At 71.8% G+C, this 23,938-nt stretch carries 20 protein-coding genes, 1 tRNA gene and 1 pseudogene; 12 read left to right on the forward strand and 10 right to left on the reverse strand.

Translation table 11 applies throughout. The features are described 5' to 3' along the window. Positions 1–134 precede the first annotated feature (134 nt). The 3 genes from pfkB to ACZ5FU_RS13175 form a co-directional block, all read right to left on the reverse strand. The gene (pfkB, locus tag ACZ5FU_RS13165; RefSeq protein ID WP_468646086.1) at positions 135–1,082 is read right to left on the reverse strand and encodes a 1-phosphofructokinase; all 948 of its coding nucleotides are present in this window, start codon (positions 1,080–1,082) and stop codon (positions 135–137) included. Then, positions 1,079–1,840: a DeoR/GlpR family DNA-binding transcription regulator gene (locus ACZ5FU_RS13170; RefSeq protein ID WP_468646088.1), complete on the reverse strand. Its 762-nt coding sequence runs from the start codon at positions 1,838–1,840 to the stop codon at positions 1,079–1,081. The genes pfkB and ACZ5FU_RS13170 overlap by 4 nt, the downstream gene beginning before the upstream one ends. A gap of 338 nt (positions 1,841–2,178) precedes the next feature. Next, positions 2,179–3,741, reverse strand: coding sequence for an MFS transporter (locus ACZ5FU_RS13175; RefSeq protein WP_468834734.1), 1,563 nt, complete (start codon positions 3,739–3,741; stop codon positions 2,179–2,181). Positions 3,742–3,802: 61 nt separating this feature from the next. Here ACZ5FU_RS13175 and ACZ5FU_RS13180 point away from each other — a divergent pair, with 61 nt between their 5' ends. After that, positions 3,803–4,876, forward strand: coding sequence for a helix-turn-helix transcriptional regulator (locus tag ACZ5FU_RS13180; RefSeq protein ID WP_469045334.1), 1,074 nt, complete (start codon positions 3,803–3,805; stop codon positions 4,874–4,876). Here ACZ5FU_RS13180 and ACZ5FU_RS13185 read toward each other — a convergent pair. Together ACZ5FU_RS13185 and ACZ5FU_RS13190 are read right to left on the reverse strand one after the other, a co-directional pair. Beyond that, the gene (locus tag ACZ5FU_RS13185) at positions 4,873–5,748 is read right to left on the reverse strand and encodes a TetR/AcrR family transcriptional regulator (RefSeq protein WP_469045335.1); all 876 of its coding nucleotides are present in this window, start codon (positions 5,746–5,748) and stop codon (positions 4,873–4,875) included. The two genes, ACZ5FU_RS13180 and ACZ5FU_RS13185, sit on opposite strands and share 4 nt — an antisense overlap. 767 nt (positions 5,749–6,515) lie before the next feature. Then, entirely contained in the window at positions 6,516–7,511 is a 996-nt protein-coding gene (locus ACZ5FU_RS13190; protein ID WP_451525967.1) for a sigma-70 family RNA polymerase sigma factor, read from the reverse strand. A 204-nt stretch (positions 7,512–7,715) separates the two neighbouring features. Between ACZ5FU_RS13190 and ACZ5FU_RS13195 the strand changes: the two are divergent. Then, a pseudogene (locus ACZ5FU_RS13195) lies at positions 7,716–8,226 on the forward strand (GNAT family N-acetyltransferase); the annotation flags it as partial. Between the two features lie 229 nt (positions 8,227–8,455). Here ACZ5FU_RS13195 and ACZ5FU_RS13200 read toward each other — a convergent pair. Beyond that, the gene (locus tag ACZ5FU_RS13200; protein WP_451781363.1) at positions 8,456–9,265 is read right to left on the reverse strand and encodes a dioxygenase family protein; all 810 of its coding nucleotides are present in this window, start codon (positions 9,263–9,265) and stop codon (positions 8,456–8,458) included. Between the two features lie 133 nt (positions 9,266–9,398). Between ACZ5FU_RS13200 and ACZ5FU_RS13205 the strand changes: the two genes are divergently transcribed. Beyond that, positions 9,399–9,908, forward strand: a complete 510-nt coding sequence (locus ACZ5FU_RS13205) for a MarR family winged helix-turn-helix transcriptional regulator (protein ID WP_451525969.1) — start codon at positions 9,399–9,401, stop codon at positions 9,906–9,908. A 33-nt stretch (positions 9,909–9,941) separates the two neighbouring features. On the opposite strand, the gene ACZ5FU_RS13210 is transcribed toward ACZ5FU_RS13205, so the two are convergent. Then, positions 9,942–11,477 (reverse strand): MFS transporter, encoded by a 1,536-nt coding sequence (locus ACZ5FU_RS13210; protein ID WP_451525970.1) that lies wholly within the window; start codon positions 11,475–11,477, stop codon positions 9,942–9,944. 275 nt (positions 11,478–11,752) lie between these two features. Next, complete coding sequence (locus ACZ5FU_RS13215; RefSeq protein WP_451525971.1) at positions 11,753–12,400, reverse strand: TetR/AcrR family transcriptional regulator; 648 nt, start codon at positions 12,398–12,400, stop codon at positions 11,753–11,755. 401 nt (positions 12,401–12,801) lie between these two features. Here ACZ5FU_RS13215 and ACZ5FU_RS13220 point away from each other — a divergent pair, with 401 nt between their 5' ends. The 4 genes from ACZ5FU_RS13220 (at position 12,802) to ACZ5FU_RS13235 (ending at position 16,539) form a co-directional block, all read left to right on the forward strand. After that, on the forward strand, positions 12,802–14,130 hold the full coding sequence (locus tag ACZ5FU_RS13220; protein ID WP_469045336.1) for a M6 family metalloprotease domain-containing protein: 1,329 nt from the start codon (positions 12,802–12,804) through the stop codon (positions 14,128–14,130). A 211-nt stretch (positions 14,131–14,341) separates the two neighbouring features. After that, positions 14,342–15,946, forward strand: coding sequence for a helix-turn-helix domain-containing protein (locus tag ACZ5FU_RS13225; RefSeq protein ID WP_469045337.1), 1,605 nt, complete (start codon positions 14,342–14,344; stop codon positions 15,944–15,946). Positions 15,947–16,006: 60 nt separating this feature from the next. Then, positions 16,007–16,079 (forward strand) — tRNA-Arg (locus ACZ5FU_RS13230). A 112-nt stretch (positions 16,080–16,191) separates the two neighbouring features. Then, positions 16,192–16,539 carry a hypothetical protein gene (locus ACZ5FU_RS13235; protein WP_468646102.1) on the forward strand — a complete coding sequence of 116 codons (348 nt, stop codon included), beginning with the start codon at positions 16,192–16,194 and terminating at the stop codon, positions 16,537–16,539. 95 nt (positions 16,540–16,634) lie between these two features. On the opposite strand, the gene ACZ5FU_RS13240 is transcribed toward ACZ5FU_RS13235, so the two are convergent. Then, positions 16,635–17,873 carry a tyrosine-type recombinase/integrase gene (locus ACZ5FU_RS13240; RefSeq protein WP_468646104.1) on the reverse strand — a complete coding sequence of 413 codons (1,239 nt, stop codon included), beginning with the start codon at positions 17,871–17,873 and terminating at the stop codon, positions 16,635–16,637. Next, a complete protein-coding gene (locus ACZ5FU_RS13245; RefSeq protein ID WP_468646106.1) occupies positions 17,874–18,155 on the reverse strand; it encodes a helix-turn-helix domain-containing protein in 282 nt (93 codons plus the stop codon). It abuts the gene before it with no gap. Positions 18,156–18,622: 467 nt separating this feature from the next. Between ACZ5FU_RS13245 and ACZ5FU_RS13250 the strand changes: the two genes are divergently transcribed. The 5 genes from ACZ5FU_RS13250 to ACZ5FU_RS13270 all read left to right on the forward strand — a co-directional run bounded on the left by ACZ5FU_RS13250 (position 18,623) and on the right by ACZ5FU_RS13270 (position 23,766). Continuing rightward, the gene (locus tag ACZ5FU_RS13250) at positions 18,623–18,862 is read left to right on the forward strand and encodes a helix-turn-helix transcriptional regulator (RefSeq protein WP_468646108.1); all 240 of its coding nucleotides are present in this window, start codon (positions 18,623–18,625) and stop codon (positions 18,860–18,862) included. Positions 18,863–18,993: 131 nt separating this feature from the next. Beyond that, the gene (locus tag ACZ5FU_RS13255; RefSeq protein ID WP_468646110.1) at positions 18,994–20,247 is read left to right on the forward strand and encodes a DUF3631 domain-containing protein; all 1,254 of its coding nucleotides are present in this window, start codon (positions 18,994–18,996) and stop codon (positions 20,245–20,247) included. Positions 20,248–20,467: 220 nt separating this feature from the next. Beyond that, positions 20,468–21,322, forward strand: a complete 855-nt coding sequence (locus ACZ5FU_RS13260) for a DUF2637 domain-containing protein (protein ID WP_468646112.1) — start codon at positions 20,468–20,470, stop codon at positions 21,320–21,322. A 123-nt stretch (positions 21,323–21,445) separates the two neighbouring features. Continuing rightward, positions 21,446–22,096 (forward strand): MobC family plasmid mobilization relaxosome protein, encoded by a 651-nt coding sequence (locus ACZ5FU_RS13265; RefSeq protein WP_468646113.1) that lies wholly within the window; start codon positions 21,446–21,448, stop codon positions 22,094–22,096. Next, a complete protein-coding gene (locus ACZ5FU_RS13270) occupies positions 22,093–23,766 on the forward strand; it encodes a relaxase/mobilization nuclease domain-containing protein (protein WP_468646115.1) in 1,674 nt (557 codons plus the stop codon). Before ACZ5FU_RS13265 ends, ACZ5FU_RS13270 begins: the two co-directional genes overlap by 4 nt. Positions 23,767–23,938 lie beyond the last annotated feature (172 nt).

Below are 23,938 nucleotides of genomic sequence, written 5' to 3' on the forward strand. Positions count from 1 at the left end.
CCGGGCGGCGGGTGGGAGGGAAACCCACCGCGTACCGGCCTCTGTCCGGGCCGGCTCCGGGGCCTCTGTCCGGGCCGGTTCCGGAGCTTTTGTGCGGGCCGGGGCGGGCACCGGTCCGGACGCCGGGAAGGGGGTCATGACACGGGCTCCCTCAGCTCGCGGTCCACCGGCACGTCCGAGGTGACCGTCACCGCCGCCGGGTCCAGGTCGGCCGGGGCCGGCATCACGCTGCCGGGCAGCTGGACGGCGGCCGCGCCGTGCGCGACGGCGGAGGCGAGCGCCCGCGGGCCGCTGCCGCCGGCGACGAGGAAACCGGCGAGGGAGGAGTCCCCCGCCCCCACGTTGCTGCGGACGGCGTCGACGCGCGCGGTGGCGAACCAGGTGCCCGCGTCCTCCACGAGCAGTTGCCCGTCGGCGCCGAGGCTGGCGAGCACGGCGCGCGCACCCATCCCGCGCAGTTCCTCCGCCGCCTTCACCGCGTCGCCCACGGTCGCCAGGGGGCGTCCGACGGCTTCGGCGAGCTCCTCGGCGTTCGGCTTCACCACGTCGGGCCGCTCGCGCAGCGCCTCCAGCAGCGCGCGCCCCGACGTGTCCAGCGCGATCCGCGCGCCCCCGGCGTGCGCCCGCGCGACCACCTCGGCGTACCAGGAGGGCGCGAGTCCGCGGGGCAGGCTGCCGCAGCAGGCGATCCAGTCGGCGTCGCGGGACTGTCCGCGCACGGTCTCCAGCAGGAGTTCCTGCTCCGCCGGGGAGAGTTCGGGACCCGGCGCGTTGATCTTCGTCAGTACGCCGTCGGACTCCGCGAGCGCGATGTTCGAGCGGGTGGCCCCGGTGACCGGGACCGGCGCGACCTCGATGCCCTGCGCGTCGAGCAGCTCGGCCACGAGCGCGCCCGGCGCACCGCCCAGGGGCAGTACGGCGACCGTGCGCCGGCCGGCGGCGGCGACGGCGCGGGAGACGTTCACGCCCTTGCCGCCGGGGTCCATGCGCTCACCGGTGGCGCGGATGACCTCGCCGCGGTCGAGGGAGGGGACCTCGTAGGTGCGGTCCAGGGACGGGTTCGGGGTGACGGTGAGGATCATGCGCGTACCACTTCCGTGCCGCCGTGCTCGATGGCGGCCGCGTCGTCGGGGTCCAGCCCGCTGTCGGTGATCAGCAGGTCCACGTCGCCCAGGCCGCCGAAGCGGGCGAAGTGTTCCTGCCCGTGCTTGGAGGAGTCGGCGAGCAGCACGACCCGGCGGGCCGCGGCCATCGCCGCCCGCTTCACCGCCGCCTCGGCGAGGTCGGGGGTGGTCAGGCCGTGCTCGGCGGAGAACCCGTTGGCGGCGACGAACAGGACGTCGGCGCGGATCTCGCCGTACGCGCGCAGCGCCCAGGCGTCCACGGCGGCGCGCGTACGGTGCCGTACGCGCCCCCCGATCAGATGGAGCTGCATGCCGGGGTGGTCGGCGAGGCGGGCCGCGATCGGCAGGGAGTGCGTGACCACCGTGAGGGAGGCCTCCAGCGGGAGGGCGGCGGCCAGGCGGGCGACCGTCGTGCCGGCGTCGAGGATCATCGTGCCCTCGGCCGGGAGTTCGGTCAGGGCGGCCTTGGCGATGCGGTCCTTCTCGTCGGCGGAGGTGGACTCGCGTTCGGCGAGGTCCGGCTCGAAGTCGAGGCGTCCGACCGGTATGGCGCCGCCGTGCACGCGGCGGACGAGGCCGGCGCGGTCGAGGGCCTTCAGGTCGCGGCGGACGGTCTCCGCCGTGACCTGGAACTCCTCGGCCAGCGACAGGACGTCCACCCGGCCGCCGTCACGGGCGAGCCGCAGGATCTCCTGCTGCCGCTCCGGTGCGTACATGTCCGTTCGCCTCCGACCGTTCCCGGATCCATGTCCGAATCTGTGGTTTCGCCTGGAGGCTACGCCCGGATTTCCGGAAAGTAAACAGGTTCGGATGCCATTCGGGCATGAACGGACTTCCGTCCGTCGTCCGATCACTCCCCGGCCGACCGCACCCGCGTGCGTCCGGACACGGGCGTGTACGCACCCGCGTGCGTCCCGACACGGGCGAAGGGCCCGGCACACCCCTTCGCGGGTGCCGGGCCCTTCGCGGCCGGTGTTCGGTCCTCCCGGGGCCGGCCGGGTCCTCCCGGGGCCGGTCCGGCGCCCTCTCGGCCGGTCCCGGCCCTCACCCTCCCTCAGGACACGAGTTCCGGCTCCTTCCCGGTCGCCGGCAGCTCCGTCTCTCCCGCGCCCTCCACATGCTGGGCGGGCCGCTTCGGCAGGGCGAACATCAGCAGGAAGATCACGCCCATCACGGCGGCCACCCAGCCCAGCGCGTACCGGAAGGCGGCCACGAACTCCGGGCCGGCCTCGGCGGGGCTCAACCGGTCGCCGATCCGGCCGAAGAAGACGACGGACACCAGGCCGAGGCCGAGCGCGTTGCCCATCTGCTGCACGGTGTTGATCAGGCCGGACGCCGACCCGGCGTGCTCGCGGGGCACCTCCGACAGCACCGCGTCGGTCAGCGGGGCGACGATCAGCCCCATGCCGACGCCCATCACCGTGAGCGGGACGATCATCTGCCACGGGGAGATGCCGAGGCCGTGGCGGCCGGACTCCCACAGGTAGAGCAGTACGCCCGCGCCCATGGTCAGCGCGCCCGCCTGGAGCACCTTGCGGCCGAAGCGCGGAACCAGCTTCTGCACGGACAGACCGGCGGCCGTCGACACCGCGAGGGAGAACGGGATGCCCGTCAGGCCGGCGCGCAGCTCGCTCCAGCCGAGGCCGATCTGGAGGTACAGCGTCCAGACCAGGAAGAAGATGCCGAGGCCGACGCCGAAGACCGTCTGCACGGCGATGCCCGCGGCGAAGCTCTTGACCCGGAAGAGGGACAGCTCGATCAGCGGCGAGCCGTCCCGCGCGCCCTTGCGCCGCTCGTACGCCACCAGCGCGCCGAAGACGACGAACGCGCCGGCCATCGACAGGTGGCCCCACAGCGGCCAGCCCAGCTCGCGGCCGCGGGTCAGCGGGTAGAGCAGCATCAGCAGACCGAGCGTCACCAGCGCGACGCCGACCAGGTCGAGCCTGAGCGCCTTCGGCGCCCGCGACTCGGTGATGAAGCGGGCGCCCAGGAGCAGGGCCGCGACGCCGACCGGCAGGTTGATGAGGAAGATCGGGCGCCACTCCAGCCCGAACAGGTTCCACTCCGTCAGCAGCGCGCCCAGCAGCGGTCCGGAGACCGCGCCCAGGCCCACGATCGCGCCGAAGAGCCCGAAGACCTTGCCGCGTTCGTGCGCCGGGAAGGTGGCGTGCACGATCGACAGCACCTGCGGGACCATCAGCGCCGCCATGCCGCCCTGGAGGAGCCGGGAGGCGACGAGCATCTCGGGGTTCGCGGCGAAGCCGCAGAGCGCGGAGGCGAGGGTGAAGCCGCCGACGCCGAGGAGGAACACCCGCTTGCGGCCGTGGATGTCGCCCAGGCGGCCACCGGTGACGAGGCCGGCGGCGAAGGCGAGCGCGTAACCGGCGGTGATCCACTGGACCTGGCTGTCGGAGGCGCCCGCGTCGCGCTGCATGGACGGGATGGCGATGTTGACGATCGTGACGTCGACGAGGTCCATGAAGGCCGCGGTCATCACGATCGCCAGAGCGAACCACCGGCGGCGGTCGGCCGCGTCCCCGGCCGCCGGGATGTCGGCCCCTGTGGGGTGCCCGGCCGGGCCGGAACCGGCGGAGAACTCGGTCTCGTTGGAGGTCATGCGAGAACAGTAGGAGGGATGTAGGCCAGAACATGTCCTACTGGTGCGGCATCCTCGGCGCATGACGACGGACACTCCGGCTCGGCTGCTGCAACTCCTCTCCCTGCTCCAGACGCCCCGCGAATGGCCCGGCGGCGAACTCGCCGACCGGCTCCGGGTCTCCCGCCGCACGGTCCGGCGGGACATCGACCGGCTGCGGGAACTGGGTTACCCCGTCCAGGCGACCAAGGGCTCCGACGGCGGATACCGGCTGGCCGCGGGCAAGGCGATGCCCCCGCTCGTCCTCGACGACGAGGAGGCGGTGGCCATCGCGGTCGGCCTGCGCGCGGGTGCCGGGCACGCGCTGGAGGGCGTGGACGAGGCGTCCGTACGGGCCCTGGCGAAACTGGAGCAGGTGCTGCCGGCCCGGCTGCGCCACCGCGTCTCCACCCTCCAGGCCGCGACCACCCCGCTGACCAGCGGGGACGGTGCCAGCATCACGCCCGAGACGCTGACCGTCATCGCCTCGACGGTGGCCGGACACGAGCGGTTGCGGTTCGCCTACCGCGCGAAGGACGGCACCGAGTCGCGCCGTCTGACCGAGCCGTACCGCCTGGTCTCGACGGACCGCCGCTGGTACCTCGTCGCCTACGACCTCGAACGCGACGACTGGCGCACCTTCCGCGTCGACCGGGTGGGCGAACCCTTCGCCACCGGCACCCGGTTCGCCCCGCGCGACGTGCCGCAGGGGGACGCCGCGGAGTACCTGCGCCGGTCGATCCAGCGCCACCAGGAGACGTACGCGTTCGAGGTCACCTTCCGGGCGCCGGCGGAGACCGTCGCCGCACGGCTCCCCGCCTGGTTCGGCCGCCCGGAGCCGGCCCCCGGAGGCTGTCGCCTGCGGTCCGTCACCGGTGACCCCGTGGAATGGCTGGCGGTCCGGCTGGCCATGCTGGGCCACGAGTTCACGGTCCACTCGCCGAGTGAACTGATGCGGTGCGTCAGCGAGTTGGGGGGACGACTGGAGCGAGCCGGGGCGGGGGCCGGAGCGGAAGCAGAAGCTGCGGCGGGGGCGGGGGCCGGAGTGCGGACGGGCGGGGAGGCCGGTGGGGCCACGGCGTCCGGAGGGGCCGGGGAGCCCGGCGGGGACGGTTAGGCGGGGGCGTCGGCGCCGCTCCCCCATTCCATCCCCCGCACCGCTTCGAGGTTCCGCAGGGCAAGTTCCGCCGGGCCCTGCGGACCGCTCGGGGGGCTGTCGGTCACGGCCCAGCTCTCCACGGCGACACGGACCGCGGCGCACGCGACCGCCGCGACGAAGCGCTGACGAGGGGTGGGCTCGGCCCGCCCCGCGGGTTCGACCGCCCCGGCGGACACGGACGACGCGGCGGGCTCTGCGGGCACGGTCGGCTCTGCGGGCGCGGCAGGACCGACCGGCACGGCGGGTACGGCGGGCCCAGCCGGCACGGTCGGCGCGGCGGGCTCCGCATGCTCGGCAACGTTGTCGGGCTCGGCCCCACCCTCCGGTCTCCCCGCTCCCTGCGCCGCCCGCGCTCCGAGCACCTCTTCCAGGGCGCCCTCCGAGGTGTGGCAGACCTCGGCCCAGACCTTGCCCAGGGCGGGGCTGGCCGAGGCGAGGCGGATGAGGGTGCGGACCCACTCCCAGGACGCCGCCGAGACGCCGACGCCGGGCGTGAGGGTCTGCCGTACCGCGTGTTCCAGGGCCTCGGGCGGGGACAGGCGGGGCGGGGCGTCACGCACCGCTTCCACCCAGCGCCGGGCGCCGACCGTGTACAGCGGGGCGACCGCCTCTTCCTTCGTGGCGAAGTACCGGTAGAACGTGCGCGGCGCGACGCCGGCCGCCTGGGCGATGTCCTCGGCACGGGTGGCCCGGAGGCCACGACCGGCGAAGAGGCGGGCGGCCGCCCGGGCGATCTCCATCCTGGTCGCCGCTTTGCGCCGCTCGGTGAGCGAGGCCGGGGCCGACGGGGCGGTGGAGGAGGGGGATGGTACGGGGGTGGAGCTTGTCACATCGGCAGGCTATGCCCATGTGGCACAATCTGCCATCCAGGCGGGTCACCCCGGAGTTCAGGTACGGGGTGCCCCGCCCTTCGGCATGCCGGTGTGCCGGCCCGGTCGCTCCCCGCGGCGGCTCCCCCTCCCCTGTGCGGCCGCGATCGGAGCCCGGTCCGGACGCCTGGACGTCCGCCCCTTCCGGCTCCCGGGCCCGCCGGGAGCCGGAAGGGGCGGACTCGCCGAAGGCGGCAGACCCACCGAGCAAGCCCACCGAGCAAGCCCGCCGAGCAGGATCACCGAGCGGGCCCACCAAAAGGAGCCGGGCTCCGGCGCCAGGGGGGGAGGCGCCGAAGCCCGACTCGGGGAAGTCCCGGCGCCGGGGGGGGTGTGCGTCGGGACGTGGCTGGGTGCGACCGGAAGCGGGTCGGCGGACGGTCCTCGTGTCACCCATGTCGTTCACGGGTTCACGAGATGTCACTCGGGCACGGAGAACGAGGGGTCGCACGAACGCCGTGAGGCCGCGGGTCCGGCGGTCAGGTCCGCTCCTTCGCGCCCCGACTCCCGCACCCAGAAGTCTTTTTCCCCCGCTCCACCGGTTGAAAGCGGCCTTCTGCGCCATGTTTGCGCGTACTTCCGCCACCCGCGCACGCCCGTGGCGAGCCGCGCGCCCGTCGACCGCTCACCCGTCGTCGACGGGCGCCGTGCCCGCCGGGACCCGGCCCGGGACGGGAACCGTCCCGGACGCGAACCCCTCGCGGACGCGGCGCGTCCGTCCTGTGCCTCTACGCCGCCGCCTCGAACCCGGTGTCCCGGGCCAGCTTCTTCAGTTCCAGCAGCGCGTGCTTCTCGATCTGCCGGATCCGCTCGCGCGTCAGACCGTGCTCCTTGCCGACCTCGGTCAGCGTGCGCTCGCGGCCGTCATCGATGCCGTACCGCATCTTGATGATGGAGGCGGTACGCGGGTCGAGGCGGTCGATGAGGCCGTCCAGTTCCTCGCTGCGCAGCAGCGTGAGGACGGACTGCTCCGGCGACACCGCCGAGGTGTCCTCCAGCAGGTCTCCGAACTGGGTCTCGCCCTGGTCGTCGACCGCCATGTTCAGCGAGACGGGGTCGCGCGCCCAGTCGAGCACGTCGGTGACGCGCTCCGGCGTGGAACCCAGCTCGGCGGCGATCTCCAGGGGCTCCGGGTCGCGCCCGTGCTCGCGGTTGAACTCCCGCTGCACGCGGCGGATGCGGCCCAGCTCCTCCACCAGGTGGACGGGCAGCCGGATCGTGCGCGACTGGTCCGCTATGGATCGCGTGATGGCCTGGCGGATCCACCACGTGGCGTACGTGGAGAACTTGAAGCCCTTGCGGTAGTCGAACTTCTCGACCGCGCGGACCAGGCCCGCGTTGCCCTCCTGGACCAGGTCCAGCAGGGGCAGACCGCTGCGCGGGTAGCGGCGGGCGACCGCGACGACCAGCCGCAGGTTGGAACGGATGAAGACGTCCTTGGCGCGCTCTGCGTCGGCGACGAGCGCCTCGAGCTCCTCGCGGGAGGCGTCCAGTTCGGACTCCTCGTATCCGTCGAGGACCTGTCGCGCGAACACACCCGCCTCGATGATCTGCGACAGCTCGACTTCCTTGGCGGCGTCGAGCAGAGGCGTGCGCGCGATCTCGTCGAGGTACATGCCGACCAGATCGCGGTCGGCGATCTCTCCGCCGTGAACGCGAGCGCTGCTTGCCGCGCCGGTCTCGCCGGAGGCGGACTGACGACGGGCGACGGCACGGGTTGCCATGCGTGCTCCCTTGCGATGGTGGGGTCAGCGGGTGGTCCGTGGACACCGGTGCACCGACTCGGGTCCTCCCGGGACTTTCTCGGGACTCTCCTCGGGTGCCCTGCATCCGATGGATACAACGACTGGAATCAGGACAGAATTCCCCACCGGCCCCCCGATTTTTCTGATCATGCAGTACCCTGTCCGGCCCCAGGAGGGGGACACATGCGGTTAAAACATGCAGAGATGCAGGTCAGACCGGGGACCGAGGGAGATCCCGAAGCCCTCGCCGACCTCCGCGACCTCTCCGTACGTGAGACGCCGATCACATGCGACACCGCGATCTTCACTCCGGAGGAGCGCCGCTCCTGGCCGCGCTCCCACCCTGAAGACGGTCCGTACCGCCTGATGGTTGCCACGGACCCGGACTCACAGGAAGTTCCGGGGTGCGCCGCCTCCGTCCCCTCGCGCACGAAGCCCGCCCGCGCGACCTCCGCCGAGGTCACGGTCCGCCTCCGCCCGGACACGGGCGGCCGCGGTGTCGGCACGCTGCCGTACGAGGCGCTCTTCGCGGTCCTGTCCGGCGAGGACCCGCACCGGGCCTGCGCGGGCATCGCCCGGCCCGACCAGAGTGTCCGTGCGCCCGCACGAACGCCTCGGCTTCCGGCACGTGGGCACCTGCCGCGAGGTGGTCCGCGAGTTCGGCCGCCACCGGGACGTCACCTCGCACGAGAGGCGCCCGTGGCCGACGGGCCGGTCGGCCCGTCGGGAGAACGGACCGGCGAGTGGCGGGCCCGGTGGGCGGCGAGACCTGCGGCGGGCAGCGGGAACGACTGCGGGCGGTACGACGGCGGGCGGCACGTCGGCAACAGGCCCACCGTCCCGTCCGCCCGCCTGCCGGCGGACCGGTCGACCGGCAGGCAGGCAGGTGGGCGGGCAGTCAGGTGGGCGAGCGGGCGAACAGGTCAGCCGAACTGCACCGACCGCTTCGCCAGCCCCAGCCAGAACCCGTCGATCACCGACTTCTGCGCGTCCAGTTCACCGGCGGCCTCCGCGGCGCCCATGGTGACGAACAACGGGGCGAAGTGCTCGGTGCGCGGGTGGGCGTACCGGCCCGCCGGGGCCTTGTGCAGGAAGTCCAGCAGGACGTCCCAGTCGCGGGTCTCCAGGGCGCGCCGCCCCCAGTCGTCGAACTCGGAGGACCAGGTGGGCACGCCTCCGCCGGTGTGCCGCAGCGCGGCCAGGTTGTGGGTGAAGAACCCGGAGCCGACGATGAGCACGCCCTCGTCGCGCAGGGGCGCGAGCCTGCGGCCGATCTCCATGAGCTTCACGGGGTCGAGGGTCGGCATGGAGATCTGGAGGACCGGGATGTCGGCGGCCGGGAACATCTCGACGAGCGGGACGTACGCGCCGTGGTCGAGGCCACGGTCGGGGATGTCCTGCACGGGGATGCCGGGGGCGCGCAGCAGCTTGCGCACGCTCTCGGCGAGCTCCGGCGCGCCCGGGGCGTCGTAGCGCACCCGGTAGTAGTGCTCGGGGAAGCCCCAGAAGTCGTAGACCAGGGGGACCGGATCGACCGCGCCGAGAGCGAGGGGGGCTTCCTCCCAGTGGGCGGAGACCATGAGGATCGCCTTGGGGCGGGGCAGGTCGGCGGACCAGGCGGCGAGCTGGCCGGGCCAGACGGCGTCGTCCGCGAGGGGCGGGGCGCCATGGCTGAGATACAGGGCGGGCATGCGCTCCTGCGGAACGGCACGTTCCTGGGTGGCGGCGGACATGGCGGCAACTCCCTCGGCGGCTCGACGTGTTCGGGCGGGTCCAGATTTCCTTGAACTCTAAACTTCCCGTCCGTACATAACTGTAGATCCCACTTGTTTAATTTTCAAGAATGGAGCCCGTAGAGTGGAGCGCATGACGAAGGCAGCCGCACCCGCTTCCGAGCCCCAGTGGCTCACCGCAGAGGAGCAGCGCATCTGGCGCTCGTACCTGCACGCCACCACCCTCCTCGAGGACCACATGGACCGCCAGCTGCAACGTGACGCCGGGATGCCGCACGTCTACTACGGTCTCCTCGTCAAGCTCGCCGAGTCCCCCCAGCGCCGGCTGCGGATGACCGAACTCGCGCGCGACGCCAAGATCACCCGCTCCCGCCTCTCGCACGCCGTCGCGCGCCTGGAGAAGAACGGCTGGGTACGGCGTGAGGACTGTCCCTCCGACAAGCGCGGCCAGTTCGCGGTGCTGACCGACGAGGGCCTGGACGTCCTCAGGGGCGCGGCGCCGGGCCACGTGGCCGCCGTACGCAACGCGCTCTTCGACCGGCTCACCCCGGAACAGCAGAAGTCCCTCGGCGAGATCATGCAGATCGTCGCCGAGGGACTCCAGCCGAACGAAGCGGGTGCCGACCTGCCCTGGCTGCGCTAGCCGCAGCCGGGGCGGTACGTCAGGTGCGCCGGATCAGTGGGCCACCACCGGGATCGGGACGGCGTCCTCGGCGCCCTCGCCGGCGCCCGTGACCGCGCCCATGTCCGGCTTGCCGGCGTTGACGAAGGTCAGGGCGATCGTGGCGGCGACGACCAGGATGCCGACGGCGAACCAGATCGCGCTGGTGTAGCCGTTCACCAGGCCCTCCAGCTGGACCAGCTCCTGCTGGGAGCGGGTGCCCGCGCCGCCGATGTGGTCGGCGATGTACGAGGTGGTGGCCGAGGCGGCGATCGTGTTCAGCAGTGCCGTACCGATCGCGCCGCCCACCTGCTGCGAGGTGTTGACCATCGCGGAGGCGACACCGGCGTCCCGGGGCTCGACGCCCTGGGTGGCCAGGGACATGGCCGGCATGAACGCCGTGCCCATGCCGAGGCCGAGCAGCAGCATCGCCGGCAGCAGCAGGGACGCGTACGAGGAGCCGATCTCCAGCTGGGTCAGCAGCAGCATGCCGAGCGCGGCGACCAGGAAGCCGGGGCCCATCAGCAGCCGGGGCGCGACCCGGGTCATCAGACGGGTGCCGATCTGGGTCGAGCCCGTGATCATGCCCACGATCATCGGAAGGAACGCGAAACCGGTCTTGACCGGCGTGTAGCCCTTCACGATCTGCAGGTAGTAGGTGAGGAAGAGGAACAGGCCGAACATCGCGATGATCGCGAGACCCAGCGAGAGGTAGATGCCGCCGCGGTTGCGGTCGGTGATCACGCGCAGCGGCAGCAGCGGGGACGCGACCCGCGCCTCGACGGCCACGAAGGTCGCCAGCAGCACCGCGGACGCGACGAACATGCCGATCGTCAGGCTGTCGCTCCAGCCCTCGGACTCGGCGCGGGTGAAGCCGTAGACCAGGGCCACCAGGCCGAGGGTCGACAGGATGACGCCCGGGATGTCGAGCGGGGAGCGGTTGCGGCCGCCCTCGGGCTCACGGATGACGAAGTAGGCGCCGGCCGCGGCGACGACCGCGAACGGGATGTTCACGAAGAACGTCCAGCGCCAGTCCAGGTACTCGGTGAGGAAACCGCCGAGGATGAGGCCGACCGCGCCGCCGCCACCCGCGATGGCGCCGTAGATGCCGAACGCCTTGGCGCGCTCCTTGGCGTCCGTGAACATCACGGCGAGCAGGGAGAGCGCGGCGGGCGCGAGCAGCGCGCCGAAGGCGCCCTGGAGCGCGCGGGAGCCGAACAGCATGGCCTCGTTGGTGGCCGCGCCACCGAGCGCCGAGGCGGCGGCGAAGCCCACCAGGCCGAGGACGAAGGTGCGCTTGCGGCCCCAGAGGTCGGCGATGCGGCCGCCGAAGAGGAGGAGCCCGCCGAAGGCGAGGGCGTACGCCGTGACGACCCACTGGCGGTTTCCGTCGGAGATCCCGAGGTCCTGCTGGGCGGAGGGCAGGGCGATGTTCACGATGGTCGCGTCGAGGACGACCATCAGCTGGGCGAGCGCGATGAACACGAGCGCTCTCCAGCGGGCCGGGTCCGCCTGGCGGACGCCCGGAGCCGTGGTGGCTGTGTCAGACATGGAGGTACCCACTTCAGAACTTCGTGACGGAAATATCAGGACTCGGTGAAGAAAAAGGGCGGAGCGAGAGGGCGGCTCGTCGACGGTGACGGCCGCGGGAAAGATCGGTGGACCTACGGACCGACGGACCGACGGCCGCTGATCAGTCGACCGGTCGGCCGATCAGCCGGCCGGTCGATCAGTCGGCCGGCCGGGCGGTGGTCGCCCTCGGTGCCGTGAGGCGATGTCCGGTGGCTTGCGATGGTTTGCGGTGTCTTGGGGTGGCTTGGGGTGACTCAGGCCTGGCGCAGGTCCTCCATGGTCACGGCCGCACCCGGCAGGACCGACCGGGCCGGGGCCCGCAGTCCGTCCAGGAACATCTGGAGATGGCGGTGAAGAAAACGGTCGGCGTTGAGGCAGGCGGTGCCCGCCGGCGGCCGGCTGAGCTGGGCCACGGCGACCATCAGGTCACCGAGGCCGACGTCGTCGCGGAGCTGACCGGCCTGCCGGGCACGCTCCATGACCTCCTCGATGAGCCGCTCGACCCGCATGCGGGCGGCCAGGAGGTCGGGGTGGTTCTCGTCGAACGTGCTGGCGATCATCGGGCACAGTGCGCTGACGCGTTCGTCGGCGGCCACGTGCACGAAGCGCTCCAGCGCGCCGAAGGCGTCGCCCGTCTCGGCGAGCGCCTGGGCGGCCGCCTGGGCGGTGCGGTCCATGACGGAGCAGACGACCTCGCGGACGAGCGCCTGCCGGTCGGGGAAGTTGCGGTACACCGTGGCGTTGCCGACACCGGCCCGGCGGGCGACGTCGTCGAGCGGCACCTCGGGGCCGAGTTCGACGAACAGCTCGCGGGCCGCGGCGACGATCCGCTCCCGGTTGCGCAGGGCGTCGGCGCGCGGCCGGGTCACCTTGTGCTGCACGGGGGCGGCGGCGGTCTGCACGGCGTACTCCTTCGGTCGATGACGTGTCGGGCGGTACTGGTGTCGCTTCCGGCACCGGTGATGCCGGTGGCGTGTGTGGTGCCGGTGGCACCGGTGATGCCGGTGGCGTGTGTGGTGCCTGTGGTGCTGCGGCGCACGGCCGAGGCCGCCGTCGTCGCGCGATCCGGGGAAGCGATCCCCGTTTCGGTCGGACACATGGCTAAACGGGGAGACGATCCCCGGTTATTTCCCGGATGCCGATTCTTTTCACGTGACCTGGGTCACACCTCGCCCCACCTCGCCTCTACTCCCCGGTAATCCACGATCGGCCGCTCCAGCGCGCGCCGCCGACCGCTCCCGCCGAGGGTGGGCGAAAGGGCGCAGCCGGTCATCCGCGGCTGCCTGGCGCGAAGGGTTCCCGCATGCAGCCGCAGCCTGAGCGCCCCGGGGCAGGCCGTCACGGCACGCCCCGGGAGCCGCTCCGCCGACACATACCCCGGCGGCGTACGGCCGGCCTCGCCTGTGTGACCGCGCTGACCTTCGCGGTCAGCACCTCGGCCGGCACCGGCCACCTCTCGCCGCACCCCGGCCCGGCCGGCGCGGGCCCGATCTCACCGGCCCGCACCCCCGCCCTCGCCCCCTGCCTGATCACCGCCAGGTCCGCGGTCCAGATGTCCGAGGGCGTCCCGACGACCGGCGGCTACGCCCGCGCCACGGGCACCGTCCGCGCCCTGACCCTCATGATCGACTTCTCGGACGCCCCCGGTCGCGGCAAGGCGCAGGACCGGTTCCGCGAGTTCTTCCCCCAGACCCAGGAGTGGTTCCGCACCGCGTCCTACGGCCGCCTCGACTACCGCGCCGACACCCCCGTACCCGACTGGCTGCGCATGCCCAAGCCGTTCCGTTCGTACGGCATAGAGCGCGGCGCGCCCTTCGATCCCGGCTACCGCGAGCTGGTCCAGGACATCGTGGCCGCCGCCGACCCGGCCGTCGACTTCCGGGCGTACGACCTCCTGAACGTACTGGTCACCCCCAACGCGGGCCCCTCCGCCCTGGACACCGTCCTGTCGGTGACGTTCGCCGGCAACCACGAGGCCCCGGTCGCCGACGGCGTCCCCGTCGCCAACGCGTCCTTCGTCTACTCGCGCCAGGACGACGGCTCCGGCTCCTACGACCGCACCGGCTACCGCGTCCTGCCGCACGAGAACGGCCACGTCTTCGGCCTGCCCGATCTCTACACCCAGGAGGGCGGCGGCGCGGTCGGCCACTGGGACATCATGAGCGAGGACTGGGGCGCCAACAACGACTTCCTGGGCTGGCACAAGTGGAAGCTGGGCTGGCTCGACGCCGACCAGATCGGCTGCGCGTCCGGCCCCGGAACCGGCGAGTACGCGCTCACCCCCCTCTCGGAGCGGGGCGGCCCCAAACTGGTCTTCGTCCCCCTCGACAGCCGTGCCGGGTACGCCGTCGAACTGCGCACCCGCGGCGGCAACGACGAGGCGGTGTGCCGTCCCGGCGTCCTCGTCTACAAGGTCGACGCGAACATCGACACCGGCATGGGCCCGGTCACGGTGCACGACTCCCGGCGCGACAGCGGCGGCTGCACCCGCAGCCCGAACGTCCACGCCGAACTGTCCGACGCGCCGCTCGTGCCGGGCGAGACGTTCAAGGACGCGGAGCGGGGGGTGCGCATCTCCGTGGTGGCGGCGGACCTGAAGGGGACGTACCGGGTGCGGATCACCCGCAAGTAGCCGCCCGGGGCGGGAGACCGGGCGGGAGACCGGGCGGGCAGGGGCGTACGGCCGCCCGGCGTCGGGACGCGCGACGGGCCTCGCCCACCGCTGGGGTGCCGGCGGAGGACGGCGTCCCGGACACCGGGCCGGCGGAGGCGCGGCTACCGTGGGCGACCTGCCGCGACCTGCCGCGACCGCCGTACCCGCGACCGCCGTACCCGGAGAGACGATGCCCGCCAGGACGACCCCCCCGACCGCCACCGCCCCGGACAGCAGCCGGGCGCCGGAGGAGGCGGTCACGCCGTTGATCCGCGGGGTGGCCGTCCTGGAGGCGCTGACCGCGGCGGGCGGCACGATGAGCCCGAGCGCCCTGGAACGCGCCACCGGCCTGGCCCGTTCCACGGTCGACCGGATCGTGGCGACGCTGGCCCGCATGGAGTACGTCCGCCCGGACGGCCGGGACGCGGTCCTGACCCCGCGGGTGATGGAAATCGGCAACGCCTACCTGGCCGCGCTGCGCCTGCCCGCCCTCCTCGGATCGCGGGCCGACGCCCTCGCCGACGAACTCGACGAGTCCGTGTCGCTCGCGGTCGCCGACCGCGACGGCATCCGCTTCATCCACCAGGCGACCCGCCGCCGCGCGCTGTCCCTCAGCTTCCGCATCGGCGACCTGCTCCCGGCCGAACGCACCGCCCCCGGACCGCTGTTCGCGACCGAATGGACCGGAGCGGACTGGACCCGCTGGCGTACCCGCCGGTCGACGGACCCCGAGGACCGCACCTTCCCCGCGGTCCCCTCGGTCCCGTCCCCGTCCCCGGCCCCGCCCACCCGTGCGGAGGAGGACTTCGTACGACGGACCGAGCGGGCGGCCGCGGACGGCTGGTCCCTGGACGACCAGTTGATCGAACCCGGCCTGGTGGCGGTCTCCGCGCCCGTGCAGGACCCCCTCACGGGACGCCTCGCCTGTGTCGCCAACGTCGTCAGCCACACCAGCCGGCACACGGCGGCCGACCTGCGCGACACCCTCCTCCCCCGGCTCCGCGGGGCCGTCGCGGTGATGGAGGAGGACCTGCGCCGGGCCCCGCACACCGAACCGGGCCCGTCGCCCGCGGGCCTGGCCGCCTGGACGAGCGCGTCGAAGCAGGAACTGGGCCGCGAGTTCGTCGCCTCCCTGGCCCGCGGCCTGACCGTGCTCACGGCGTTCGGAGAGGGCCGGGCCGCCCTGACCCTCACCGAGGTGGCGCAGGCCACGGGCCTGCCCAGGGCGACGGCCCGCAGAGCCCTGATCACCTACGAACACCTGAACCTGGTGACCCACCACGCCGCCGACCGCACCTTCGCCCTCTCCCCCCGGGTCCTCTCCCTCGGCTTCCCCCCGCTCGCGGGAACCTCCCTCCCCCGCCTCGCGGAACCCCACCTGCGGACCCTGACCGACAGCATCCAGGAGACGACCTGCCTGGCGGCCCTCACCGAAACGGGCGACGAGATCCAGTACACGGCCCGGGCGACCGCCCGCCACGTCATGCGCGTCGACATCCGCGTCGGTGCACGCGTGCCGGCCACGACGGACACGGCAGTGGGCCGTGTCCTCCTGGAGGGCCGGGAACACGCCCTGACGGAACAGGAGTCGGAGGAAGGCGTCCGCACCCTCGCCGTCCCCCTCCACGACCGCGCCGGTCGCACGGTCGCCGCCCTCACCACCGCCACCCACACCGCCCGCCACACACCCCGGGCCTGCCTCGACACCCTCCTCCCCGCCCTGACCACCACCGCCACCCACATCGAGACCGACCTCCACACAGCCTCCCGCTTCACCCCCGTCCCCCTGACCTGACCCCCACACCCCCAACCGATTCCGGTACGCTGACGCCTGGACCCACACACACGGGCCCACGCCTTCGTAGCTCAGGGGATAGAGCACCGCTCTCCTAAAGCGGGTGTCGCAGGTTCGAATCCTGCCGGGGGCACAGAGAAACACCAGGTCAGGAGCCCTTCCGTCCAGCGGACGGGAGGGCTCCTGCGCTTGCAGCACACATATGGCACACATGCCGTGGTGCGGATGGTGGGGAGCTGTGCAGGATGCCCGGTGAGGATGAGCTGGCCCGGCGCCGGTACGAGAAGCTGGTCGAGCGTGTCGAGTCCCTGATGCGGGCCGCGATCAAGCCCGAGTACCAGGGCTACTACGGACAACTGATCCTGAGCAGCGACGAGCTTGCGGAGATGGGCGAGCTTAAGGACGTCCGCCAAGCCGCTCGGGAAGCAGGGCACCGTCTCGGCTGGAAGACGACCACCCAGCTCGTCGGCGGCCGGCTCTTCGTGCTCGACGAGCGGGAGGTGCCCGAAGAAGTCGAGCGGCTGGCCGGGGATGCGACCGCTGCTGCGCTTGACCGGGCCTGGCAGGAAGGCCGCCGACCGCGGCTGACCTGAACCGAGGAAGGCGCAAAGGGCCGCTCCACCGCATCAGTGCGGTGGAGAGCGCGGCCCCCGTCGGTTACGGCTTCCTGGCACGGATTAGACACACGTCACGCGGCATCGTCCTCCAGGGCGGCCACCGCCTCGGCGGCCTCTCGGGCCTTCCGCTCAGCCTTCTCCAGCTTGGCCTTCGCCTTGGCCAGTTGCTTGGCGCGGCGCTTGTGCATCTTCTTCGACACCTCGTCGAGACGGTCAGGGAAGAGGTGCCCGTACGTGTCGAGCGTCAGGGTCGCGGACTTGTGGCCGAGCATCGTCTGCACGACGTTGACATCCGCTCCGCTGGCGATGGCGAGCGAGGCCGCCGTGTGCCGCAGCTTGTGCGGGGTGACCTTGAGGTGGCCCAGCCCGGCCTTCACGACCGCCGGTGCGAAAAACCGCTGACGGAAGTTCCGCGCCCTGAGCGGTCCGCCCTGCGGGGCAGTGAAGAGCAACTCCTCATCTCGCCGCCCCTGAACGTGCGGCTTCAACTCCTCTGCGAGGAACCGCGGGATCGGTACGGACCGCCGCTCATGGTTCTTGGGGGTGTCGAGGTAGAGCTTCCCGTTGTCCTCGGCGTACGCCTCGACGATGTGGGCCCGGCAGGAGGCCAGGTCCACGCGGCCCACCGTCAGCGCAGACGCCTCACCCCAGCGCAGACCGGTATAGGCCAGCAGGAGGATGAACACCCGGTAGGCACCCGACGCGTTGGCCAGTGCGTCGACCTGCATGTCGTCGAGGTACACGTGGTCGGCCGGCGCCGCCTTCGGCAGAGGCACGCCGACAGCCGGGTTGACCGCAAGGCGACGGGCCTTCACCGCGTAGCCGAGAACGCGGCTGAGGACGACGTACGCCTTGCGGACCGACCTGGGGCTGAGCTTCCTCCCGCCGGTCGCCTCGCCGGAAAGCAGGTCCGCGAGCCACTCGGCGATGTCCTCGAAGTTGATGCGATCCAGCGGGGTGGTGCCCCATCTCGGGATCACATGGACGTCGAGAACTCCGCGATAGCGGCCCCGGGTCGAACGCTTGAGATGGATCTGCGCGGCCAGCCAGGACTCCGCCACCTCTGCGAATTTCACGCGTGCGGCTGCGGGATCGCGGTAGGAGCCGTCGTTGAGACGGGACTCCATCCTCGTCCGATCCGCCTCGGCGTCGACCTTTCGGGCGAAGGTCTTCATCTTCGGCTTGCCGTCGGGGTCGTACCAGCGGACCCGGTAGCGTCCGGGTGGCGTACGGCCCGCCCGCTTGGCATCAGCTGCGGCACGTGCGTATGCCGCGTGCCCTATGCGGTCCTCGATCCAGACCCGCGCCAACTAGCACCCCTCCCGGTCGCCGCTGGTCACCGACGGGAGCGGCAGGAGCAGGGTCCCGGCGGGGATGCCCAGCGCCGTGGCGATGACGACGAGGTCGTCGATGTCGCAGCGACGGCGCGCGCGTTCGGTGCGGCTGAGGGCGGTGTTGGTCATCGGTCGGCCCAGCGCGGTGCAGCGAGCGGCGAGCTGCTGCTGGGTCAGGCCGCGCACGAGGCGTAGGTGCTCGATGGCGCGGGCGGTGTAAAGGCCGGCGGGGCCTATTTCGACAGGTCGGGTTGCCATAACAGTTAGCTGTAACTTGCGTCCGGGCGTTATGGCAAGAGTTGGTTCTTAAACTCTACAGAAGTCACCCCACGACTGAGTGGCGTTCCTCTCATCGAATTCCGGCACATCACGGGCCGTCCCTTCTGGAATGTCGTGCTACCTTCCCATCGCGCTCCGAGTATGGGCGATTCGAGCAGGTATCAACCGAACAGTGCACCGGGTGCATCGGATGACAGCCGCGCACTCAGCAACATCATCGACCTGCGGAGGTATCGGATTCCGACACCTCTACCGATAGCTTCGCCGTAAAAAATTTCGGGTTCGGTGGGAAGCGATTTTGGCAACCGCTCATCCACCCTTACTGTTTTCGCCTCCCCAGCCACGCCGAGAGAAGTAGTACAGAGTTTCAGAACCAACTCTGGACTTCTCTCTGTGAGGTGTGGCTGTGTTGTCCAGGCCGTTGTCCAAGACTGAAAAGGAGCCGCATGCCAACCTCTTCTCCCCGTAGCACCAATGCCCCTGCAACCGCTGCAGCTGCCCGTGGCCCGCTCGCCAGCCCTGCGGAGGTCGCGGCCTTTCTCGGGGTGCCGGTGAAGACCCTCTACCAGTGGAAGTACCGGGGCATCGGCCCCAACGTGCACAAGGTTGGTCGCCACCTGCGCTACCGCTGGCCCGAGGTGGACGCCTGGGTGAACACCCAGTCCGCGTACGACCTCACGGCCTGAAGCCGCCGGGACAGCGAAACGGCTCTCGGCGAGCCACCGCCGAGAGCCACAGAGTCCCCGCCCCATCGCCCTTGAACGATCGAATCGGTGAGCCGGGCCTTGCCCGTCCGGCCCACCGGGAAGGAACGCCTGTGGACGAATCTACGTCTCCCACCACCCCCGCCGCATCCTCGCTACCCGCCTGGCCGCCCGTCGCCGTCCCCGGCCAGGACCCCGCCTTGGGTGCCTCCGCCACCGAGGACGATGAGCCAGGACAGGCCGGCGAAGGCGCGCAGCTGCTGGACGAACTGCGGGAAGCCATCGCGCGGTACGTGGTTCTTCCCGGCAGTGCGGCGCTGACCGCCGTCACACTGTGGGTGGCGGCCACGCACATCCAGCCTGCGCTGCAACACGCACCGCGTCTGGCGGTGGTCGGGCCGGCGAAGCGGTGCGGCAAGTCCCGCCTGCTGGATGTGATCACGGAAACCGTGCGCGAGCCGCTGATCACGGTCAACACCAGCCCAGCGGTCGTCTTCCGCGCCATCGGTGACGACCCGCCCACCCTGCTGGTGGACGAAGCCGACACCATCTTCGGCAGCATCAAGGCCGCCGAGAAGAACGAGGAGCTGCGCGGCCTACTCAACGCCGGCCACCAGCGCAACCGGCCCGCCCTGCGCATCTCCGGCCCCGAGCACAAGCCGCAGGCGTTCCCCACCTTCGCCATGGCCGCGCTCGCCGGCATCGGGGACCTGCCGGACACGGTCATGGACCGGGCCGTGGTAGTCCGCATGCAGCGGCGCAAGCCGGGTGAGCGAGTGGAGCAATTCCGCTCCCGCCGCGACATCCCCGCCCTGCACGCCCTGCGTGACCGGCTGACCGCCTGGCTGCGTCCCTTGATGGACACCGCAGCCGACCTGGTGCCGCCGATGCCGGTGCAGGACCGGGCTGCGGACACCTGGGAGCCGCTGGTGGTCGTCGCTGAACTGGCAGGCGGCACCTGGCCGGAGAGAGCACGGGCAGCGTGCGCAGCGATGTGCGCGGCCGAGGTCGGCCAGGACGACGAGTCCAACGTGAAGACGCGCCTGCTGAAGGACATCCGCCGCGTCTTCGCGTGCTACGGCGATCCCGACACCGTGCGCACGCGGGACCTGCTGGAGGAACTGCTCAAGGACCAGGAGGCTCCGTGGGCGGAGTACCGCAACACCGGCCTGACCCCGCGCTACCTGGGGATCCTTCTGAAGGACTTCGGCATCCAGGCGGCCGTCCTCCGCTTCGAGGGCGGACGGCAGGCCCGGGGATTCACCCGCACGCAGTTCACCGACGCCTGGGCCCGTTACTGCCCTGAGGAGCAGCCTCCCGACGGCAGCGGTGAGACCACCCGTCACGAGTCGGCTGTACTCCCGTAGACACCCGTCGCACACGTCGCATCGCAGGTCAGCCCCGTGACGGGTCCGGTGCCTGTGACGGGTCCTCCCGTATCACGCCAGGCTCCCGTACCTGCCCTGACCAGGCATGCGACGGGTGTGACGAGTCCGCCCCCTCCCCACCGGCAACCCTGCCCTGTGGCTATGGCAGCCGTCTCTCCCTGGAGTACCACGCTTGCCTTCACGCACCACCCAAACTCCCGTGTCGGCGCTGACTGCCGCGATCCGCCTCGGGGTCGCCCTGGTCGGCGCGATCGGCTTCGCCCTGTCCTATGACGCCCTGCGGCAGATGGCCGTCGCCATCCACGTCCGCGGAGTCCTCACATACGCCTTCCCGCTGGTGATCGACGGGTTCATCGCCATCGGTGTCGCAGCCCTGCTCATCCTGCGCACCGCACCCTGGCGCTCACGCCTGTACGTCTGGGCACTCGTCGGGCTCGCCACGGTCACGAGCATCTGGGCCAACGCCCTGCACGCAATCCGCCTCAACCAGCAGGCACGCACCGCCGGACTGCACCTGGACGACATCACCGTCGGCGCCCTGTCCGCCATCGCCCCTCTCGCGCTCGCTGGCGCGGTCCACCTCGACCTCGTCATCAGACGCCACCCCACACCCCGCGCCCATGAGGCTGCTGCCACAACGAGCCAAACGGTCGGCCACAGCCACAACGGCAGAGACAGTGCCGAGCCGCCTGCCGGTTCGGCCGATGAGACCTCCCTGCCGAAGAAGGTGCGGTGCTCGCCCGATGTGGCCGAGCGCGCGGACGTAGCGGAGGCAGCAGTCAAGGTGCCGCAGGCCCCGAAGCCGCTCACCAAAGAAGGCGGCCACGAACACGACGCCACCTTCGACGAGCTGCTCGCTATCGCCCGCACCGCACCACTGGGACGCGGGGACCGCGCCTCACGCCGCAACATCGAGGCGGCCATCCGCGCCGCTGGGTACCGCATCGGCAAGGACCGCCTGACCCAGATCAAGGACCACGTGCAGGCCGAACTCGACCAGGCCGCCCGTCGGCGGCAGCCCGAGCCCGGCAAGGAACCCGTCGGCGCCCACTGAGTCCGCAGGCACGTCCGTCACCCTCACGCTCGACTCCTCCCGCTCGTCCCCGCACAGCCCGCCGCGGGACGAGCGGTCTTGGAGCCATGACCTCTTTCCCCACCACGCACGGAGAACCGCCCGATGCACGACCCTCACCACGAAGTGCCAAGACTGCCGCAGCAGATGACCACTACCGCCACCAGCGCAGCAAGGTATGACGTTGGACCGTCCAAGGGCCGGTCCAACGCGGACTCCTCCGCCCCGGGGGTGGCGGAGGACCTCGGGAACCAGGGGGTTCCCGAGGAGGAAACGCCCGCCGGCGCGGCCGAGCAGTCCCCCGCCGCGCTCGCCGACGAAGTCACCCTGCGTCGTATCGCTCGCCGGCGTACCCGCGAGAGCGTCCAGCGTAAAGAGCGTGTCGACGTCCGCTACAGCGTCGACGAGAAGACCCGGATCCTCGCCCGTTCCCGCAAGATGGGCATCGCCGGCGCCCACCTCGTCGGCGCCGTCATCATGGCCTATCTCGACGGCGATCTCACCGTGGGCCTGGCTGGGCAGCGCACCCAGCTCGACGACTGCCTCGACAAGCTCGACGCCCTGCGGGCCCAGGTCGCCCGCATCGGCAACAACGTGAACCAGATCGCCCACCGCCTCAACGCCGGAGGCGATCCGCACCCTGGGGACACCGCTATCCTCACCCAGACCGAGCGCACCCTGGACGCCGTCCGCGCCGCCATCGGCGACATCGCGCAGACCATGAACCACGCCGTCTCCGCGAAGGCGGCCCGGTGATCGCCAAGATCGGCAGCGGAAAGAGCACCGCCGGCCTGATCCGGTATCTGTTCGACACGAAGAAGGCCAAGGACCACACCGACCCGCACCTGGTCGCCTCCTGGGGAGGCTTCGCTCCAGATCCCGGCCGCGCCGACGACTTCGGCGCCACGAAGATGCGGCTCGTGGCCGACCTCGACCTGCGGGTCAAGCAAGCCCGCCGACTGGGCCGAGCACCCGAGCGGCACGTGTGGCACTGCTCGGTACGTGCCGCGCCCGGCGACCGGCACCTCACCGACGCCGAGTGGGCCGACATCGCCCACCGGATTGTGGCGGCCACCGGCATCGCGCCACAAGGCGATCCCGATGGGTGCCGGTGGGTCGCCGTCCGCCACGCGGACGACCACATCCACATCGCCGCCACCAAGGTCCGAGGCGACCTGCGCACCGCCCGCCACTGGAACGACTACCTGACCGCGGACAAGGAACTCGCGGCCATCGAGAAGGAATACGGCCTGAAGCGGGTGGTGCGCGGCGACCGCACCGCCGCCCAGCGCCCCACCCGCGCCGAGACGGAGAAGGCCCGCCGCGCCGGCAAGACCAAGACCTCCCGCGAGCGCCTGCGCACCACCGTCCGCCAGCTGGTGTCCATCGCCACCAGCCCGGAGGAGTTCCTCCACCTGCTCGACGGGGTCGAGGGCGTCCTCATCGACGTCCAGCGCTTCCCGTCCGGCGACGTACGCGGGTACAAGGTCGCCGTGGAAGGCGACACCAACACCATCGGCGAGCCGATCTGGTTCTCCGGCGCCAAACTCGCCCCCGACCTGTCCTTCCCCAAGATCGCGGAACGCCTCACCGCCGTCGAGGCCCCGTCCGTCTCGCAGACGGGCAGCCGGCGCAGGCCCAACCCCTGGCACCAGGCCGCCGCCGCAACCGAGCGCATCCGCCACCACCTCGACCACGGTGACGACGCAGCCGCCCAGGCCCACATCGCGGCCTTCGGCGAAGCCATAGATGTCCTGCCGCTGCTCGCCCCCAGCCACCTGCGGCCACACCTGCAGCAGGCCGCCATCGTCTTCGAACGCGCCACCCGCTCCCCCATCCGCGCCCAGCAGGGCCAGGCCCGCGCTCTGCGGAGCGCAGTCCGCGCCCTGCGCACCGCACCGGCCACCGGCGACGGCTCCGGGCTGGCCATGTTCCTCGACATCGCCGTCCTCGTCGTCATCGCCACAGCCCACTGGCACCAAGCCCGCCGGCACGACCAGCAGGTCGCCGCCGCCCACCAGGCCCTGGTCCATCTCCAGGCCGCCTACCAACAGGCTGCTGCCGAGCCGCTGGCCGCCCTGGCCCAGCGCCAGCCACCCGCCCGCACCATGGAACGTCACGCCCAGCGCATCATCGCGATCCTGCCCGACCACGCCCAACAGGTCCTCGACGACCCCGCCTGGCCCGCGCTGGCCACCGCCCTGACCGAGGCCGAGACCACCGGCCACGACCCCGAACAGCTCCTCCAGCACGCCGCACGGCAGCGCACCCTGGACGACGCCCGCTCCACCGCCAGGACCCTCACCTGGCGCATCCAACGCCTCGCTGCCCGGCAGGTCCCCGGCGTGCAGGCACGAACCACCCAAGCCCGCACGAACGCGGCAGCACGACCGGCACGCCGCGAGCTGCGACGAGGACCGCTATGAGGGACAGCGACCACCCGTACGAGCCAATCTGGCGACACCAGCTGGCGAGCGTAGATCCGCTGCAGCCGCCTCTACCTTCTACCTATGCGGCTTCAGCCCCACGCGGAGGCGAGGACTCGCCTCCGCGGATCGACGACACCCTCGATCTCCCGGCTGACAGCCCAGCACCAGG

Source organism: Streptomyces sp. NPDC031554 (assembly GCF_055580685.1).